Origin of the sequence: Dyadobacter sp. BE31 (genome assembly GCF_031457695.1) — a bacterium.
GTDB lineage: Bacteria > Bacteroidota > Bacteroidia > Cytophagales > Spirosomataceae > Dyadobacter.
Genome location: NZ_JAVDXA010000002.1, coordinates 1290793 through 1306101 on the forward strand (window position 1 = coordinate 1290793; position 15309 = coordinate 1306101).

The window sequence follows — 15309 nt, forward strand, 5'->3', positions numbered from 1 at the left end:
GGCCGACGATTGACCGCCGACCGCCGAGTACAGTATTATGTATAAACTTGATTTTAGATAAGCCTGCCTGATTCACAGCTAGCCGTAACCATACGCAGTCGGTGGTCGGTCGTCAATTTCTAAACAACATCCAGCTGATAACCCGATGCCAGCAAGCCGAGCAGGATCAGGCCGAGGATAATGCGGTAATAACCAAAAACTTTAAAACCGTATTTCGTCAGGAAGCTGATGAAGAACTTGATCGCCAGCATAGCCACCACAAATGCGACTGCATTTCCGATCAGCAACGTCTGAATGTCTTCTTTTTGAATGGTATCGTAAGTTTTCAGCAGCTTGTAACCTCCTGCGGCAGCCATCGTAGGAACAGCCAGGAAGAACGAGAATTCAGCAGCCTGTTTTCTCGACAAGCCATTGAGCATCCCACCGATGATCGTCGAAGCCGAACGAGAAACGCCCGGAATCATCGCTATACACTGGAAAAACCCGATTTTCAACGCGGTCGGAAAGGTAATCACCTTCTCACGCGTATCGTTTGCAATGCGGTCGATGAAAATTAGTACAAAACCTCCGAGGAGCAACGAGATCGACACCACCCACACGTTTTCGAGCAATGCGTCGATGAAATCGTTCAGCAGGAAGCCAATGACAGCTGCCGGCAGAAATGCCACGAAAAGTTTGAAATAGAAATCGGTAGTCTGGAAAAAACGCTTCCAGTAAAGTACGAGTACGGAAAGTATAGCCCCGAACTGGATATTGACCGTGAACATTTTGGTGAATTCCAGATGGCTGATCCCCATGAACGAGGAGGCTATGATCATATGCCCGGTAGAAGAGATGGGCAAAAACTCGGTAATTCCTTCAACAATTGCTAGAATGATCGCCTGCCAGATACTCATGAATTAGCGGGTTTACGGAGGATCGCCCAGAACTCGATGATAAAGCCCGCAATGGTAATAATGGGGCCGAGGGTAAGGCCCAGGAAGCCGAAACCAAACTCTTCGCTATCGAAAGTCATGATCAGGAAGCCTGCGAGGATCACCGCAATACCGACCAGCATCATCGTGTAGTTCGATGATGAAAATGGAAGTTCATTTTTTGAAGTACTCATAACGTTTATTTATCGGTTACTGTTCTAGAATGTCTGAAAGAGGAATGAGCGGGCCGCGCGGGCCTTGCATGAGACAAATCAATAAAGATCGTCGAGCGCCATGCGCAGGTAACGCGCGAGCGACTGGTAGGTGCTCGCTATACCGATAGCGACACCGAGGCCAAGCACAGAAGCTATGAGGATCACGATCTTGTCGTATTCCTGTAACAGCGCAAGCCCTTCCACGTTACGGATCGCCAGTTGTTGCAGGCCGATCAGCAGGATCGCAGCGATAACACCGCCGATAAGCCCCTGAATCGCGCCGCGCATTACGTAAGGTCTCTGGATAAACCCATTGGTAGCGCCCACGAGCTGCATACTGCGGATCAGGAAGCGCTGTGAGTAAATAGCCAGTTTGATGGTGTTATTGACCAGCAATACGATGATAATCAGCATGATTAATGCAAAGCTTGCCAGTACGATGTAAATCTTCGTTACGTTGCGGTTGATATTGTCGGCCAGATCTTCCTGGTACACTACCTCATACACACCCTTCACCTGGTCCAGCTCTTTCTTGATCTGTTGCAGCTTGGCTTCTTCAAAATAGTCCTCCTGGATTTTCACCCGGTAGCTGTCGCGCAATGGATTTTCACCGAGAAAAGAGCCGAAGTCTTCCTTCGTGCCTTCGATGAATTCTTTGGCGGCTTCTTCTTTTGAAACGAATGTAATGGCTTTTGTTTCAGCGGATTTTAAGACAAATGGCTTTGCCTGGATAATATGGAGGATCGAATCCTGTCCGGCTTTGGAGACTTGCTTGTCGATAAACACCCGCACCTCGATGTTCTGGCGAATAATGGAAACCAGCTTTTTGGATTGGATCACCAGGAGTCCGCAAAAACCGATCAGAAACAATGCAGCCGTGAGGCTCATGACGATCATTGCGTTGGGGTAGCTCCCGATCTTCTTTTTTTTAGGCATAACAGCGTAGGATTTCGCTCGTCGTTGGTTCTGTTTTCTGGAATACGACCCGGGCAAAAATAAGGATTAAAATTTCAAAACAGCCCTTTTGGGGACAATCCTTAACTATTTTTAACTATAAAGGCGGTTTTAGTTCCTTCGTCCCATTTCGTCGCGGATCTTGGCGGCCTTCTCGTAGTCTTCTTTCGAAAGGGCATCGTCCAGCATTCGTTGCAGCTCATCGTAGGTAAGGTCGCGGAGCGAATCCTTTGAGCCGGAAGGACGGATAGTTTCACGAACGGCATCCTCGTCCTCATCTTCTTCCTCTGTCACAGAGCTGGACACGATACCTGCTTCGGACAGAATGGTTTCGTAGGTATAAATAGGAATGTCGAAACGAAGGCCGATCGCGATCGCGTCCGACGGGCGGGCGTCGATCTCTACTTCACGAAGATTATCGGTACAAACGATTTTGGCGTAGAAAATGCCCTCTTTGAGATCGGAAATGACGATCTCTTTCAATGTATAATTCATGCCGTCGGCGAACGATTTGAAGAGATCGTGCGTCATCGGGCGGTTAGGTACTATGTTTTCAATCTGGACGGCAATGGCTTGTGCTTCGAATACGCCAATAATAATAGGCAGCCTGCGGTTGCCTAGTTCTTCTCCAAGTACCAATGCAAACGAACCGGCTTGGGATTGGCTTGGTGAAAGCCCCAGAATTTCTAACTTAATTTTTTTCACGTTTAAATTAAATGCGCAAATGGTTAACAGTCGTGGTGAATGGTCTTTGGGCTGATTCTTGATTTTCAACGAATTAACAAGTAAACCCTTTAAAGTGTTCCTGTTTGAAAAGCGCCATTGGCGGGATCAAAGGTGCAAAAATAAATAACCCTTACTGCATAAAAAAATGCTGTAAGGGTTAAGATTCGGCGCCTGTCGGCGGGGCAAAAACCAAAATGGGTTAATCAATTGATTTTAAGCCCCTTTTTTGTGTCTTGTTATTTCAATGAATTTGAAAAAAAGAGCCTTGAAGCCACTATTTGAGGCTTTTTGCCGCTTCTGTCAGCTTAGGCAGTATTTCAAAAACATCACCTACGATGCCATAGTCGGCCGCTTTGAAGAACGGCGCTTCGGGATCTTTGTTGATCACGACAATGCATTTGGAGCCGTTTACGCCTGCCAGGTGCTGGATCGCGCCGGAAATGCCACAGGCGATGTAGAGGTTCGGAGCCACTTTGATACCGGTCTGCCCGATGTGCTCATGGTGCGGGCGCCAGTCGAGGTCGGAAACGGGTTTGGAGCAGCCGGTTGCCGCACCCAATGCTTTGGCGAGGTCGATCAGCGGCTGCCAATGCTCGGGGCCTTTCATACCGCGTCCGCCGGATACGATGATCTCGGCTTCTGTAAGCGATAGTTCCGAGTCCGCCTTTTCGACGCTCACGACACTGGCCGTGAAATCACTGTCACGCAATGCAGGTTGAAAAGCTTCTACCGCTGCATTACCGCCGGCAAGACTCGCTTCATCTATTTCAATGGCGTTTTTGCGGATCACCAACACTTTAATATCCGACTTGATTTCCGTCGTGGCGAATGCTTTACCGGTGAAAATGCTCCGCGTCACTTTGAAACCACCATCGGTTTCGGGCAATGCCGTCACGCCGGACACGATGCCTGCTTTCAGTTTCGCGGCCGCTCGGGCTGCCATGGCATCGCCGAGGCCGGATTTGGAAAGGATAATGATTTTGCTGCCTTCCTGCGCAACCGCCTGTACGAGCGCGTCCGCGTAGGCGAGGCTGTTTTCGTGTTCCAGTTTGGCATCGGCGGCATGGAGCACCTTGGCGGCACCATATTGCCCGGCCTTTTCAAGTTCTGCATTATCGGCTTTGCCCAACGCAAGTACCACGGCCTGGCCGCCGGTTTTTTCCGCTACTTTAGCACCGTAAGCCACCGCTTCCAGTGATGTTTTCTTAATGGAACCGTTATCGAGTTCTACATATATAAGGACTGACATGATCGTTTTCGTTTGAATGTGAAAAATAAGCCGCGCATTACAGCACTTTTGCCTCGGTTTGCAGCAGTTTAATAAGCGTTTCCGCTTCGCTGGCCGGGATCATTTTGCAGGCACCTTTCGGCGCGGGCAGCTGATACGTTTGCGGTACCGTCATATCGTCGACGGAAACGGGTTCTACCACATTCAATGGTTTGGTGCGGGCCGTCATGATACCCCGCATATTAGGGATTTTCCACTCGGCGATCGGCTCCTGGCAGCCTAAAACCAGGGGCAGCGGCGCTTTGAGTACTTCTTTGCCGCCGTCGATCTCACGGGTGATGGTGGCAGTATTGCCTTCCAGATCGAGCTTCATGACCGGCGAATAGGAGGGGATACCCAGCATTTCGCCTACCAGCCCGTGTACCACGCCGCTGTTGTAATCAATCGACTCGCGACCCATCAGAATGAGGTCGTAGCTGTGCTGGCTGGCGATGTGTGCGATTTGAGCCGCTACGAAATAAGAGTCCTGCGGATCGGCATTCACGCGGATGGCATCATCGGCACCGATCGCGAGCGCTTTGCGGATCTGCGGCTCGGCGTCGGCCTCGCCCACGTGCAGCACCGTAAGGTTGCCCCCGGATTGCTCTTTCAACTCCACGCCGCGGGCGAGCGCGTAGTCGTCGTAAGGACCGATGATGAACTGCACACCGTTTTTGTTCAGTTTGGTGTCGTTGTCGGTGAAGCTTATCTTGGCGGTTGTATCGGGGACATTAGTTATACAAACGAGTATTTTCATGATGGTATGGTTACTTATCTTTACGTTTGATGAGAATAACTTTACCCGGGCAAATTAAGGGAAAAGTAAATAGTATGCAAGCATAATAATATCGATGAATAACTCCTTACTAGCCAATTTACTCGCTTTTTACGAAGAAGACCCGGCCGACCCGTTCAATGCCTACGCACTGGCGATCGAATATTCCAAGTCAGATCTGAAAGAAGCGGAACGCTTTTTCGATCTGCTCCTCGAAAAACATCCCGATTATCTGCCGACTTATTACCACGCTGGCGCATTTTTTGCTGCATTGGAAAACGTGGAAAAAGCTGAGGGAATTTATCAGAAGGGAGTGGAACTGGCACTTACTCAGAAGAATGCCAAAACACACCGCGAATTGCTTTCGGCCTACAATAATTTCAAGGATGAACTGGATGACTGATCCGGCCACGCGTGAGGCTTGCAGTTTTGCGGAAAATTGGCTATCTTTCATCAAGATCCTGCTCCACCGGGAATATCGCTCCTGTTATATCCCCTCTGCTCAGTCAAGATTTATATTGTAGAAACTGCTGGTTTTAGAGCAGAAAACTATTCATGTTCATTATGGAAAAAGAAGCATTCATCCCGCTTGTGGTAAAGTGGGCAAAATCGCACGGGTTCAAGGAAATCCAGGCTAATATGGAAGGGTATGAAACGCCCAAATCCTACGAAAGGGCGGCCGACAACACCCGTTTTACGCCCGACGTGACGGGCGTGAACATGTTCAACAGGCATTATCTGGAAGTTTGCATTAAAACAGACCAGATGCGTGGTCATATTTCCAAATGGAAGCTGCTCAGTGAATTGGCGGGAATGAAAGGTGCGAAACTGTACCTGATGGCTCCACGCGGGCACGTCCGCTTTGCGCGCGAAGCGGTTGATCAATATAACATTCCGGCGGAAGTCGTGAAGATTGACTAGCGATCGTTTGGGGTCAAGAATGGTCAGGTGTAGTCAAGATTAGTCATGTGTGGTCAGGTGTTGTCAAGAATAGTCAAAGATTTAATAGAATGACAATACCCGACTATAAATGACTACACTTGACAATCCCTGACCACAAATGACAACCTTTACACCTGCGGATATTTCCACTCTCCGCGGTAGTTGCGGCTCAGTAGTTTGTTCGCTTCGTGGTCTCCGGGAATGATTTCTTTTTCGCCATCCCAAATAATGCTCCTTCCCAGTTTGTAGGAAAGCATCCCCAACAACGCCACATTCGTGGAGCGCTGTCCCACTTCAATTTCGCAAATCGGAGGTTTGTTACTTTTAATGGATTCGAGGAAGTTGGCCCAAAGCTGCTGAATATTCTGGTCGTCGGGCTTGTTGAGCTGGGCATCCTGATGAATCACCGGTTTGTTCGGATTGGTGGGGTAGAAGGTCCAGCCATCGAGCCAGCCCATGTGGAATGTACCTTCGGTACCATAGAAATACACGCCCACGGCCTGACCAGGATGTGTTTTTTCGGCATTGTTAGCCGCGAAGTTGCGGTGTTCCCATTCCAATGTGAAACCGTCGAAATCGTAAACCGCTACCTGGTGATCGGGTGCGTCGGTATTGTCCTGGCGGATCGCGCGGCCTCCGGTAGAGTACACTTTCTTCGGATATTTCTGCTCCGACCACCACAGTACCTGGTCGAGCCAGTGAATGCCCCAGTCGCCGAGGGTACCATTGGCGAAATTGAGGTAGTTCCGGAAACCCTTCGGGTGGATCGTCTTATTGTATGGTACCAATGGTGCCGGTCCGCAATAGAAATCCCAATCGAGGCCTTGCGGCGGCTCTGCGTCGGGCGTTTTCTGGCCCGGGCCGCCGCCATAATGTACAAATGCCCGCGCCATCCCGATTTTACCGGCCTTACCCGATTTCAGGAACTCCATTCCCGACACGTTATGCGGGGACACCCGCCTGTGCGTGCCCACCTGCACAATGCGCCCGTGCTTGCGCGTGGCATTCACCATCGCGCGGCCTTCTTTAATGGTATGTGAAATGGGTTTTTCTACATACACATGCGCACCGGACTCAATGGCGGCAATGCAGCACAATGCATGCCAGTGATCGGGCGTAGCCACGATCACGATCTCGGGCTTTTCTTTGGCGAGCATTTCGCGGTAATCCTTGTAGAGCTTCGGCTTGTCCGGGGTAAGTTTGGAGAAAACTTCGGAGCAGATTTTCAGCTGGTTCTGATCCACGTCGCACAATGCCACCAGTTTCGATTCGCCTGCCTGGATGGCGCAGCGGAGGATATTCGTGCCCCACCAGCCTGCGCCGATGAGGGCCGTGCGATAGGGCGAGGCGCGTTTCAACGCGGTCAGCAGCGGAAGCGAGGAGAATGCCGCACCGGCCAGCGCCGATTTTTCAATAAATGTTCTGCGATCCATAAAGGTATGTTCCGGTTTTGTTGAAATTACTTGCCTTTGAGCTTGTCGACCAGCCAGTTGTTCATTGCGTCGCGCTCGTCGGAATAGGTCCAGTGGCCGGTATCGAGGTACAGTTTGAGTTCTTTCGGAGCCGTGGTCACATTGTATGCGGCGTACATGGAAGTAGGCGGGCAGGTTTCGTCATTGAAACCCCACATGTAAAGCCCCGGCGCTTTCACCCGGCGTGCGAAATTCACTACATCGTAATAGGATACCGTGGCCAGTTTCTCTTTCGTGTTATTGGTTTTGACACCGTTTTTATCAAAATAATGCGGCCATCCGCCTGCGCGGCCGTGCAGGTAGCCAGTCACATCGCTCAATGCCGGGTAGAATGCGCCGAGCCATTTCACGCGAGGGTCGAGGCCTGCGGTGACGATCGACAATGCACCGCCCTGGCTTCCGCCGGTTACTGCCAGGTTCTTGCCGTCGTATTGCGGCAGGCTGGTGAGGAAGTCGTTAGCACGTATGCAGCCGAGGTACACGCGTTTGTAGTAAAATTTATCCTTATCATCCAGATTATAAGCGGGATAACCATTCAGTACCCCCTGGCCCATGTCAACATAAACGGATGGATCCATGATCACCGGAATACCGTGGATACCGATTTCAAGTGTAATAATATCTTTATCCGCAGTAACTACATCTCCATAGTACGCGCGCACACCGGCGCCGGGCACGCGTAGCAGCGCAGGATATTTGCCTTCTTTTTTCGGAACACTCAGAATCCCATACACGCGCACGCCCGGTCGGTTGTTTTGCAGGCTTAGGTGATAAACATTCGTTTTCTCGGTGCACCGGTCGGGTAGCAAAGTCATCTTCGCATCCATCGGTACGGCCGCCAGTTCTTTCTTGGCATTATCCCAGTAGGTGTCGAAATCCTCCGGATTTGCTACGGTCGGTTGTATTTTCAACGGATCGAAACCGGCAGTAGCCAGGCCGCGGAACTCCACGCCGTCGACGGTCGCCCAGGCAATGCAGCGCAGGAAACCGGCTGTTTTGAGTGTGCCACCGTCCACGGTTAATGTACCATTGGCGGCAGTTTTGGTTTCTTTAATGGTAGGGTCGAGCTTTTCCAGGCCGATCTCATACCGCACCTGAGCATTTTTGACCGGGTTGCCATTGCGCAACACACTGATGATGAATTGTACTTTCTCTCCAGGTTTGTAGGTCCAGTCATCGCGGTCGGCGGTGACGATCACTTCCACAGGCCTGCGCGGGGGCTGCGCGTGGAGTGCAAGAAGGGTTATCCAGAAGAAGAGTTGACTTAATAAAAGGCGATTTTTCATAGACCGGCAATTTGTTCTATTTTGTGATCTGATATAATAAGCATTGAAGAGGTAAAGGGTAAAAACGCCCGAATCTTTATATGTAACCGCATTTTTTTTGCGATTTGAGTTAATTTGCCATTGGATATGCCGGTTACGGCATTGGAAAAAGCATAGAAAGCATTGGAGCCAGTCAGGATCAATAAGTTTATCAGTGAAACCGGGTTTTGTTCGCGGCGTGAGGCCGACAAACTCGTAGAACAGGGCCGCGTAACGCTCAACGGCCGGAAGGCTGTTTTGGGCGACAAGGCCAAAGAAGGCGACGACGTGCGTGTCGACGGGAAGCCGCTCAAAGCCAAAAAGGCGGGCGTTTACATTGCATTCAACAAGCCAGTGGGCATTACCTGCACTACCGAGCGCCACATTAAGGGCAATATCATCGATTATATCCGTCACAAGGAGCGCATTTTCCCGATCGGGCGGCTCGATAAGCCTTCGGAAGGGCTGATATTCCTGACCAGCGACGGCGATATTGTAAATAAGATCCTCCGTGCAGGGAATAACCACGAAAAGGAATACGTGGTAACCGTTAATAAACCCATCACGCCCGATTTCATTCAGAAAATGTCCTCAGGCGTGCCCATTTTAGGGATTATTACCAAAAAGTGCTTCGTGCGGAAGGAGGGACCTTTTGTATTCACTATCATTCTGACGCAAGGCCTCAACCGTCAGATCCGCAGGATGTGCGAGTACCTGGGCTACAATGTGACGAAACTCAAACGCGTACGGATTATGAATGTGGCGTTGAACGACCTGCCAGTCGGGAAGTGGCGAAACCTCACCGCAGCCGAAATGAAGGAAATCAATGACGCTGTGGCGCATTCGACTAAAACGGAGGAGGGCTCTTATGTGGACGATTGGGATGAGTGAGGAAAGGGAGGATCGGAGAAGGGAGGATGGAGGAAGGGGAGAATGGAGGAAGGGGAGGAAAGGGCGTGGGGAATGGTGCTTAATAGTTTATTGATATGATACATATGCCTGGACCTGGACTTTTGCTTTTGATGCTTTTGGTGAGTCAGGCTGTTTTTGGGCAGCAGCGCGACACGGTTTTGGTTGAAAAACTGCTTAAAAGTCGGCCGGAGCTGTTTGGCAAAATTCTGAGCCATCCGCAAAAGAACCAGGTTCAGATCCTTTACACGCAAATTGACCGGGATGCCGCCAATGTCCCGCATTTCAAAAGTTACAGCTACAATCTCGACGACCTGCATTACTTTTTTCCGGCAAGCACGGTGAAGCTACCGACCGTGATTTTTGCATTGGAAAAACTCAATGACTTGAAAATAAATGGGCTGAGTCGTACGAGTGCGATGATTACGGGCGCAGACTTTACCAAACAGACGCGCGTCGAGCGTGACAGCAGCGCTGCCAACGGGCTGCCTTCCCTGGAACATTATATTAAGAAAATACTGCTCGTGAGCGACAACGATGCCTACAACCGGCTCTACGAATGGATCGGACGGGCGGAAATTAACGAACGGTTACGAAAAAACGGCCTGAGTACCAGTCGCATTCTCAACCGGTATGCGGTTAAGGATACCGAGGAGACGTCCAGACACACCAACCCTGTCAGTTTTTATGAGGGAGCCAGGTTACTTTACAGCCAGCCGGGGCAATTTGATCCCCAAAACTATCCTCTGAATCTGACCAACACTTCCATGGGCCGCGCCTACATGGATAGCTCAGACCGCCTGGTGGAAAAGCCATTTAACATGGCTAACAAGAATGCATTCAGCCTGACCGACCAGCAGGCGGTGATGAAAAAGCTGCTTTTTCCGGAGGTTTTTCCTGAAAACGAGCGCTTTCACCTCACCAAAAGTGATTATGAGTTGATTTACACTTATATGAGTAAACTGCCCAGCGAGAGCGATTTCCCGCGCTATGATCCCTCGGAATACTGGCCGCTTTACGCCAAATTCCTGTTCTACGGGGCCGATAAAGAAGCCATTCCGCAAAACGGAGTGAGGGTTTTTAACAAGTATGGCGATTCGTACGGCTTTATTATTGATAATGCTTATGTCGTTGATTTCGAGAATAATGTAGAGTTTATGTTAAGTGCCGTCGTGCAGTCCAATGAGGACGGTATTTACAATGACGACCGCTACGAATACAAGGAAGTGTGCTATCCGTTCATGAAAAACCTGGGGCGGTTGATTTATGAATACGAGCTGGGAAGAAATAAGGAACGCAAGGCCGATCTTTCCAGGTTTCGTCTGGATTACTAGCATTGGGAATGCCTCATGATTATAGTTTGATATCATTGCTGCCGGCCCATGAGGCAATATCCTGTTTACTGAGTGCAGCGGCCATGAGGTCGGGAAACTGATCGGGCGTGCAGGCGAAAACAGGTATGCCGAGACTGGCAAAGAATTCGGCATTTTTGTGGTCGTAAAAGGGTGCCCCCTCATTATTAAGCGCCAGCAAAGTAATAATCTGCACGCCCGAGTCCACCAGCTGTGCCACTTTTTTACGCATTTCAACTTCATTACCTCCTTCATACAAATCGCTGATCAGCACGAGCACCGTGTCGAGCGGACGGGTAACCAGTTGCTGGCAATAACTGAGCGCTTTGTGAATATCGGTTCCGCCTCCCAGCTGAACACCGAATAGCAGATCCACGGGATCGTTAAGCTCTTCCGTAAGGTCGGCCACAGACGTATCAAATACCACCATTTTGGTCGCTACTGCCGGCATGGACGCCATCACGGACCCAAAAATACCGGAGTAAATCACCGATGTCCCCATCGATCCGCTCTGGTCGATACATAATACCACGTCCTTCAATGCCTTTCGCTTCCGGCCGTATCCGATCCTTACTTCGGGGATAATGGTCTGGTAGTCTGGCTGATAATGTTTGAGGTTCTTACGGATCGTCTCGGGCCAGTTGATCTCGTTATGGCGCGGCCGGGTATTTCGTGCTGCGCGGTTGAGGCTTCCGGTAATGGCCTGTTGCGTCGGGGCGGCCAGTTTCTGCATCAGTTGGTCGACGACTTTACGGATCACTTCGCGGGCGGTCGCTTTGGTTTTTTCGGGAATGAGCTTGCCCAATGTCATCAGATTGGCCACTAGCTGAATATCGGGCACAATGGTTTCGAGCATTTCGGGTTCGGTGAGCATGGAAGTCAGTTTCAGCCGTTTCAATGCGTCCTGTTGCATGACCTTCACCACCGAGGTCGGGAAGTACTCGCGGATATCACCCAGCCAGCGCGACACGTTGGGAGACGAAGCGCCCAAGCCACCTTTCCTTTCCGAGTTGTAGAGGGCCTCCAACGTCCGGTCGATCCCCGCTTCTTCCCTGGTAAGCGTGTATTCCAGCTCGTCCTGGGTCTCTTTGCCCAGTACCAGTCGCCACCTTTTTACAGCATTATCATCCATTTTATTTCTATTTAATACCCATGAGCAATTCAAGAATCGGCAGTACCTGCGCGGCTCTTTGAGGGTCGATGTCGATTGTCTGAGGGCTTAATGCGCCGGATTTGCCCTGCTTTGCACGTCCCGCGATTTTTCGTTTTTCCACATTACTGAAATTAGCGAAAGTACGCCGCAGCAAGGGTACCACTTGCAGGAATGCCGCATCATCCAGGGATTGCAGCCAGTCATTCACCACGGCCCAGATCACGTCGTCCAGGATCAGCACGGTGGCTGCGTCGTTCAGAAAGCCTTCCAGCCAGTTGGCCGAGGCCGATGGCTCATTGGCAGGTGACAGCGCTTTTGAAAATGCATTAAAAGTGCCGTCCATATCGAGCGTATGACTGTCGTACAGTGCTTTGCAGGAATACCCCTGGATAAACGGCGCTGTACGGTCGGAATGGAATATCGTTCCCAGCGTTGCCGTCCACGCCTCTGTTAACTCCTGTTTTTCCAGCATTTGGATGGCCTGATTAACCTCTCTGATCTTTTCGGTCATCACTGCCGCCTGCTCGTCGTCGATGCCGGTGCACCCCGCTGGCAAGCCCGCAATGATCCGGTAGAAAATCGTCGTCATGATCAGGTCAATGCTTTCGCGATCTGTCTTGCGCACATTGCCGTACCTACTCACCTGTGCAAGCGGTGTGAACGCATCCATGAGCATGGAAATGTCGGAGGTAGTGGCCGCCAGTTCATCCATTTTTCGCATTACCGCGCCCAGTGCCGTCGGTAAGTCGGCCGGAATCGCGCTTTGCACGAGTGGCGTAATTTCATCCAGTCGCGTGCATTTTCTGGCTCTGTTTTCGAGGTATTTTGTGGCAGCTTCATCCACGGTATTGCCCCATGGCGCTTTTTCCAGGAGATTAATGGTCAGTTCAGGATACCAGCGCAGTGTCCATTCCTCCTTGAATGTGCCTTTCCCGCTAACGGTTTCCATCGTGCCCCAGTTAATATCAAGCAGCTGCAACCGGTGCAGCAAAATGCTTTTTTGCAGGTCATTTTCCTCCCGCAAATCCAGTTTGAGTGTCTTTTGTTCCGGTACGATCTTAATCCTGAATCGTTTGGCAAGTGCTTCCAGGTTGCGTTGGAGCGGTACCTGCGGGGTGCCTTCCGGTATTTGGCCAAACGCCTTGCCGACAATGAGCTCGCGGTAAATGACTTTCATGAGTACCGGCTCGCCCATGCACATGACTGCCACTGTCGCTTCATTAAGCTCTTTCAGGCCGGGGCGCGAAAGCCCCCGCAGGCCTGCTAATACACCGGCTAACCGAACCGCCTCGATAATGTGTGCCGAGGAAATATCGACATGGTTCGCGCGGAACACGTGCGCGGTATGCGAAAGCCAAAGGGTACCGTGGTCGTCGGGATGTTGCCAATGGTGCATATACCAGCCCGGCGATTCCACACCTGCTCCATAACCGCTTTCAAATGCCATCCGGTCGTTCGTCCAGGGAATCCAGGTGCTTTCGACTTTGGTTTTAGGCAGATTTTTGAGAAGCAAATCGTCTTCTTTTTGTTTGGGCAAATGCATGAGTGCCGGCACATGCCACGCGCCGCACACGACCGCAATCCGCTCAAAACCTTCCTTTTGCGCAATGCGAATGGATTTGCGCATAAATGCCTCCCGGATTTCTTCGCGGCGGTCGCCACCGCGCCGGTCGTTACCGCGGCGGTCGCCACCGCGGCGGTCGTTCCTTTCAGATAACACCTGCCGCAGGGCGGTCATACTTTCCGCGATTGCCTCGAAAACCTCATAAGGCTGCTGTACGATCTCGAACCGATGCTCCCACCATTCTTCCGGGTCATCGAATCCCGCTATTTCGGCCAGGTAGGAGATGGGGTTTTTGCGGACTTGCTCCGTGAGTTCCGATGTTTCACTGTTTGGCGCCGTTTCCTGCCATTCGATTGCAAAGCCATGTGCCAGAGGCATGTCGATGAAACGAACGGGAACCTGATTTCGCAATGCATACAGGATCGCATTCCATTCCGGGCTATGAATGGTAAACGGGTAAAATACGGCCTGTTGTGGGTTGTCTGGAACATAGGCCAGCAATGCGACAGGCGGCTGCATATCCGCATGCGTCGCCCATGAAAGCATTGCTTCGCCCTCCGGCGGGCCCTCGATCAGGACGACATCCGGCTGAATTTCCGCCAGTGCATTCAGCACGTGGCGGGAAGAACCGGGGCCATGGTGCCTGATTCCCAAAAGATGAACGGACATAGTATTCTGGTCAGATTATTTCCCTGCAAGCCCTGTAAATATCTTTCCAACCGTCGCGCTGTTTGAGCACGGTCTCCATGTATTCCTGGAAAACAATCTTGTCCTGCACCGGATCTTTGATAACCGCACCGATGAGCCCGCTAGCCAGGTCGTCGGCTTTGAGGCTGGCGTCGCCGAAGTGATAGGCAAGCGATAACCCACTGTTCATCACAGAAATAGCTTCCGCGGTGCTTAACGTGCCCGAGGGGGATTTTAGTTTTGTCTTACCATCGGTGGAAACCCCGTTGCGCAACTCGCGGAACACCGTCACAATGCGGTTAATCTCCTCCAAAATCGGCTTTTCAACCGGCAAGTCAATCGATTTGCTGAAACTCGCGACACGCCGCTGCACGATCTCTACTTCTTCTTCGATGGTTTGCGGGACGGGCAAAATGACGGTGTTGAACCGGCGCTTCAAGGCGCTGGAAAGGTCGTTGACGCCCTTGTCGCGGTTGTTGGCTGTGGCGATGATGTTGAAACCACGAACGGCCATTACTTTGGTATTCAGCTCCGGAATGGGCAGCATCTTCTCCGAAAGGATCGTAATAAGGCTGTCCTGAACGTCGGAGCCAATGCGTGTGAGCTCTTCCACGCGCACAATTTTGCCTTCTTTCATGCCGCGCATTACCGGTGTCTCCACAATGGCCTCCGGTACCGGCCCGGCCGAAAGTAATTGGGCATAATTCCATCCATAGCGAACAGAATCTTCACCAGTACCGGCAGTGCCCTGGATTACAAGGCCGGAGTCTCCCGAAATAGCTGCGCTAATGTGCTCCGAAACCCAGGATTTGGCCGTGCCCGGCAGGCCGTAGAGCAGCAGCGCGCGATCCGTAGTGAGCGTAGCTACGGCAATTTCCATGAGCCTGCGGTTGCCAATGTATTTGGGGGATATGTCAAATCCATTGCCGAGCTTTCCGCCCATGAGGTAGGTTACCACCGCATGCGGCGATAGCAGCCAGTTTTCAGGACGTGTATGTTTGTCCTGTTTTTTAATCTCTTCGATTTCCTGCGCAAACTGCGCTTCGGCAGCCTGCCGTAAAATGTTTTGTGCCAT

15 protein-coding genes are annotated in these 15309 nt (G+C 51.2%); 4 read left to right on the top strand and 11 right to left on the bottom strand.

The genetic code is table 11. The features are described 5' to 3' along the window. Positions 1–119 precede the first annotated feature (119 nt). The 6 genes from J2Y43_RS14015 to J2Y43_RS14040 form a co-directional block, all read right to left on the bottom strand. A complete protein-coding gene (locus J2Y43_RS14015; protein ID WP_106598363.1) occupies positions 120–896 on the bottom strand; it encodes an undecaprenyl-diphosphate phosphatase in 777 nt (258 codons plus the stop codon). Further along, complete coding sequence (locus J2Y43_RS14020) at positions 893–1108, bottom strand: DUF3098 domain-containing protein (protein ID WP_309983592.1); 216 nt, start codon at positions 1106–1108, stop codon at positions 893–895. Before J2Y43_RS14020 ends, J2Y43_RS14015 begins: the two co-directional genes overlap by 4 nt. Before the next feature lie 78 nt (positions 1109–1186). After that, positions 1187–2065: a permease-like cell division protein FtsX gene (locus J2Y43_RS14025; RefSeq protein ID WP_309983594.1), complete on the bottom strand. Its 879-nt coding sequence runs from the start codon at positions 2063–2065 to the stop codon at positions 1187–1189. 129 nt (positions 2066–2194) lie between these two features. Beyond that, on the bottom strand, positions 2195–2788 hold the full coding sequence (locus J2Y43_RS14030; protein ID WP_106598360.1) for a bifunctional nuclease family protein: 594 nt from the start codon (positions 2786–2788) through the stop codon (positions 2195–2197). 295 nt (positions 2789–3083) lie between these two features. Next, positions 3084–4058: an electron transfer flavoprotein subunit alpha/FixB family protein gene (locus J2Y43_RS14035; protein ID WP_309983598.1), complete on the bottom strand. Its 975-nt coding sequence runs from the start codon at positions 4056–4058 to the stop codon at positions 3084–3086. Between the two features lie 37 nt (positions 4059–4095). After that, positions 4096–4833, bottom strand: coding sequence for an electron transfer flavoprotein subunit beta/FixA family protein (locus tag J2Y43_RS14040; RefSeq protein ID WP_309983600.1), 738 nt, complete (start codon positions 4831–4833; stop codon positions 4096–4098). 94 nt (positions 4834–4927) lie between these two features. Here J2Y43_RS14040 and J2Y43_RS14045 point away from each other — a divergent pair, with 94 nt between their 5' ends. After that, positions 4928–5254 carry a tetratricopeptide repeat protein gene (locus tag J2Y43_RS14045; RefSeq protein ID WP_309983602.1) on the top strand — a complete coding sequence of 109 codons (327 nt, stop codon included), beginning with the start codon at positions 4928–4930 and terminating at the stop codon, positions 5252–5254. Between the two features lie 161 nt (positions 5255–5415). Next, positions 5416–5772, top strand: a complete 357-nt coding sequence (locus J2Y43_RS14050) for a hypothetical protein (RefSeq protein ID WP_106598356.1) — start codon at positions 5416–5418, stop codon at positions 5770–5772. A gap of 149 nt (positions 5773–5921) precedes the next feature. On the opposite strand, the gene J2Y43_RS14055 is transcribed toward J2Y43_RS14050, so the two are convergent. Beyond that, complete coding sequence (locus J2Y43_RS14055; protein ID WP_309983605.1) at positions 5922–7226, bottom strand: Gfo/Idh/MocA family oxidoreductase; 1305 nt, start codon at positions 7224–7226, stop codon at positions 5922–5924. A gap of 26 nt (positions 7227–7252) precedes the next feature. Then, positions 7253–8551, bottom strand: a complete 1299-nt coding sequence (locus J2Y43_RS14060; protein ID WP_309983607.1) for an acetylxylan esterase — start codon at positions 8549–8551, stop codon at positions 7253–7255. A 162-nt stretch (positions 8552–8713) separates the two neighbouring features. Here J2Y43_RS14060 and rluF point away from each other — a divergent pair, with 162 nt between their 5' ends. Then, entirely contained in the window at positions 8714–9460 is a 747-nt protein-coding gene (rluF, locus tag J2Y43_RS14065) for a 23S rRNA pseudouridine(2604) synthase RluF (protein WP_309983609.1), read from the top strand. A gap of 104 nt (positions 9461–9564) precedes the next feature. Beyond that, positions 9565–10812 (top strand): serine hydrolase, encoded by a 1248-nt coding sequence (locus J2Y43_RS14070; RefSeq protein WP_309983611.1) that lies wholly within the window; start codon positions 9565–9567, stop codon positions 10810–10812. Positions 10813–10831: 19 nt separating this feature from the next. Here the strand turns inward: J2Y43_RS14070 and J2Y43_RS14075 are convergent, their stop codons facing one another. Genes J2Y43_RS14075 through J2Y43_RS14085 form a run of 3 tightly spaced genes read right to left on the bottom strand, consistent with a single transcriptional unit; the run spans position 10832 to position 15309 of the window. Then, positions 10832–11962, bottom strand: a complete 1131-nt coding sequence (locus tag J2Y43_RS14075; protein WP_309983613.1) for a VWA domain-containing protein — start codon at positions 11960–11962, stop codon at positions 10832–10834. A gap of 7 nt (positions 11963–11969) precedes the next feature. Beyond that, positions 11970–14216, bottom strand: coding sequence for a DUF5682 family protein (locus J2Y43_RS14080; protein ID WP_309983615.1), 2247 nt, complete (start codon positions 14214–14216; stop codon positions 11970–11972). 10 nt (positions 14217–14226) lie between these two features. Further along, positions 14227–15309 carry an AAA family ATPase gene (locus tag J2Y43_RS14085; protein WP_309983617.1) on the bottom strand — a complete coding sequence of 361 codons (1083 nt, stop codon included), beginning with the start codon at positions 15307–15309 and terminating at the stop codon, positions 14227–14229.

Excerpts from the sequence above, each read along its gene's own strand:
- J2Y43_RS14015 (WP_106598363.1), bottom strand. The coding sequence starts at position 896 with ATGAGTATCTGGCAGGCGATCATTCTAGCAATTGTTGAAGGAATTACC.
- J2Y43_RS14020 (WP_309983592.1), bottom strand. The coding sequence starts at position 1,108 with ATGAGTACTTCAAAAAATGAACTTCCATTTTCATCATCGAACTACACG.
- J2Y43_RS14025 (WP_309983594.1), bottom strand. The coding sequence starts at position 2,065 with ATGCCTAAAAAAAAGAAGATCGGGAGCTACCCCAACGCAATGATCGTC.
- J2Y43_RS14035 (WP_309983598.1), bottom strand. The coding sequence starts at position 4,058 with ATGTCAGTCCTTATATATGTAGAACTCGATAACGGTTCCATTAAGAAA.
- J2Y43_RS14040 (WP_309983600.1), bottom strand. The coding sequence starts at position 4,833 with ATGAAAATACTCGTTTGTATAACTAATGTCCCCGATACAACCGCCAAG.
- J2Y43_RS14045 (WP_309983602.1), top strand. The coding sequence starts at position 4,928 with ATGAATAACTCCTTACTAGCCAATTTACTCGCTTTTTACGAAGAAGAC.
- J2Y43_RS14050 (WP_106598356.1), top strand. The coding sequence starts at position 5,416 with ATGGAAAAAGAAGCATTCATCCCGCTTGTGGTAAAGTGGGCAAAATCG.
- J2Y43_RS14055 (WP_309983605.1), bottom strand. The coding sequence starts at position 7,226 with ATGGATCGCAGAACATTTATTGAAAAATCGGCGCTGGCCGGTGCGGCA.
- J2Y43_RS14060 (WP_309983607.1), bottom strand. The coding sequence starts at position 8,551 with ATGAAAAATCGCCTTTTATTAAGTCAACTCTTCTTCTGGATAACCCTT.
- J2Y43_RS14070 (WP_309983611.1), top strand. The coding sequence starts at position 9,565 with ATGCCTGGACCTGGACTTTTGCTTTTGATGCTTTTGGTGAGTCAGGCT.
- J2Y43_RS14075 (WP_309983613.1), bottom strand. The coding sequence starts at position 11,962 with ATGGATGATAATGCTGTAAAAAGGTGGCGACTGGTACTGGGCAAAGAG.
- J2Y43_RS14080 (WP_309983615.1), bottom strand. The coding sequence starts at position 14,216 with ATGTCCGTTCATCTTTTGGGAATCAGGCACCATGGCCCCGGTTCTTCC.
- J2Y43_RS14085 (WP_309983617.1), bottom strand. The coding sequence starts at position 15,309 with ATGGCACAAAACATTTTACGGCAGGCTGCCGAAGCGCAGTTTGCGCAG.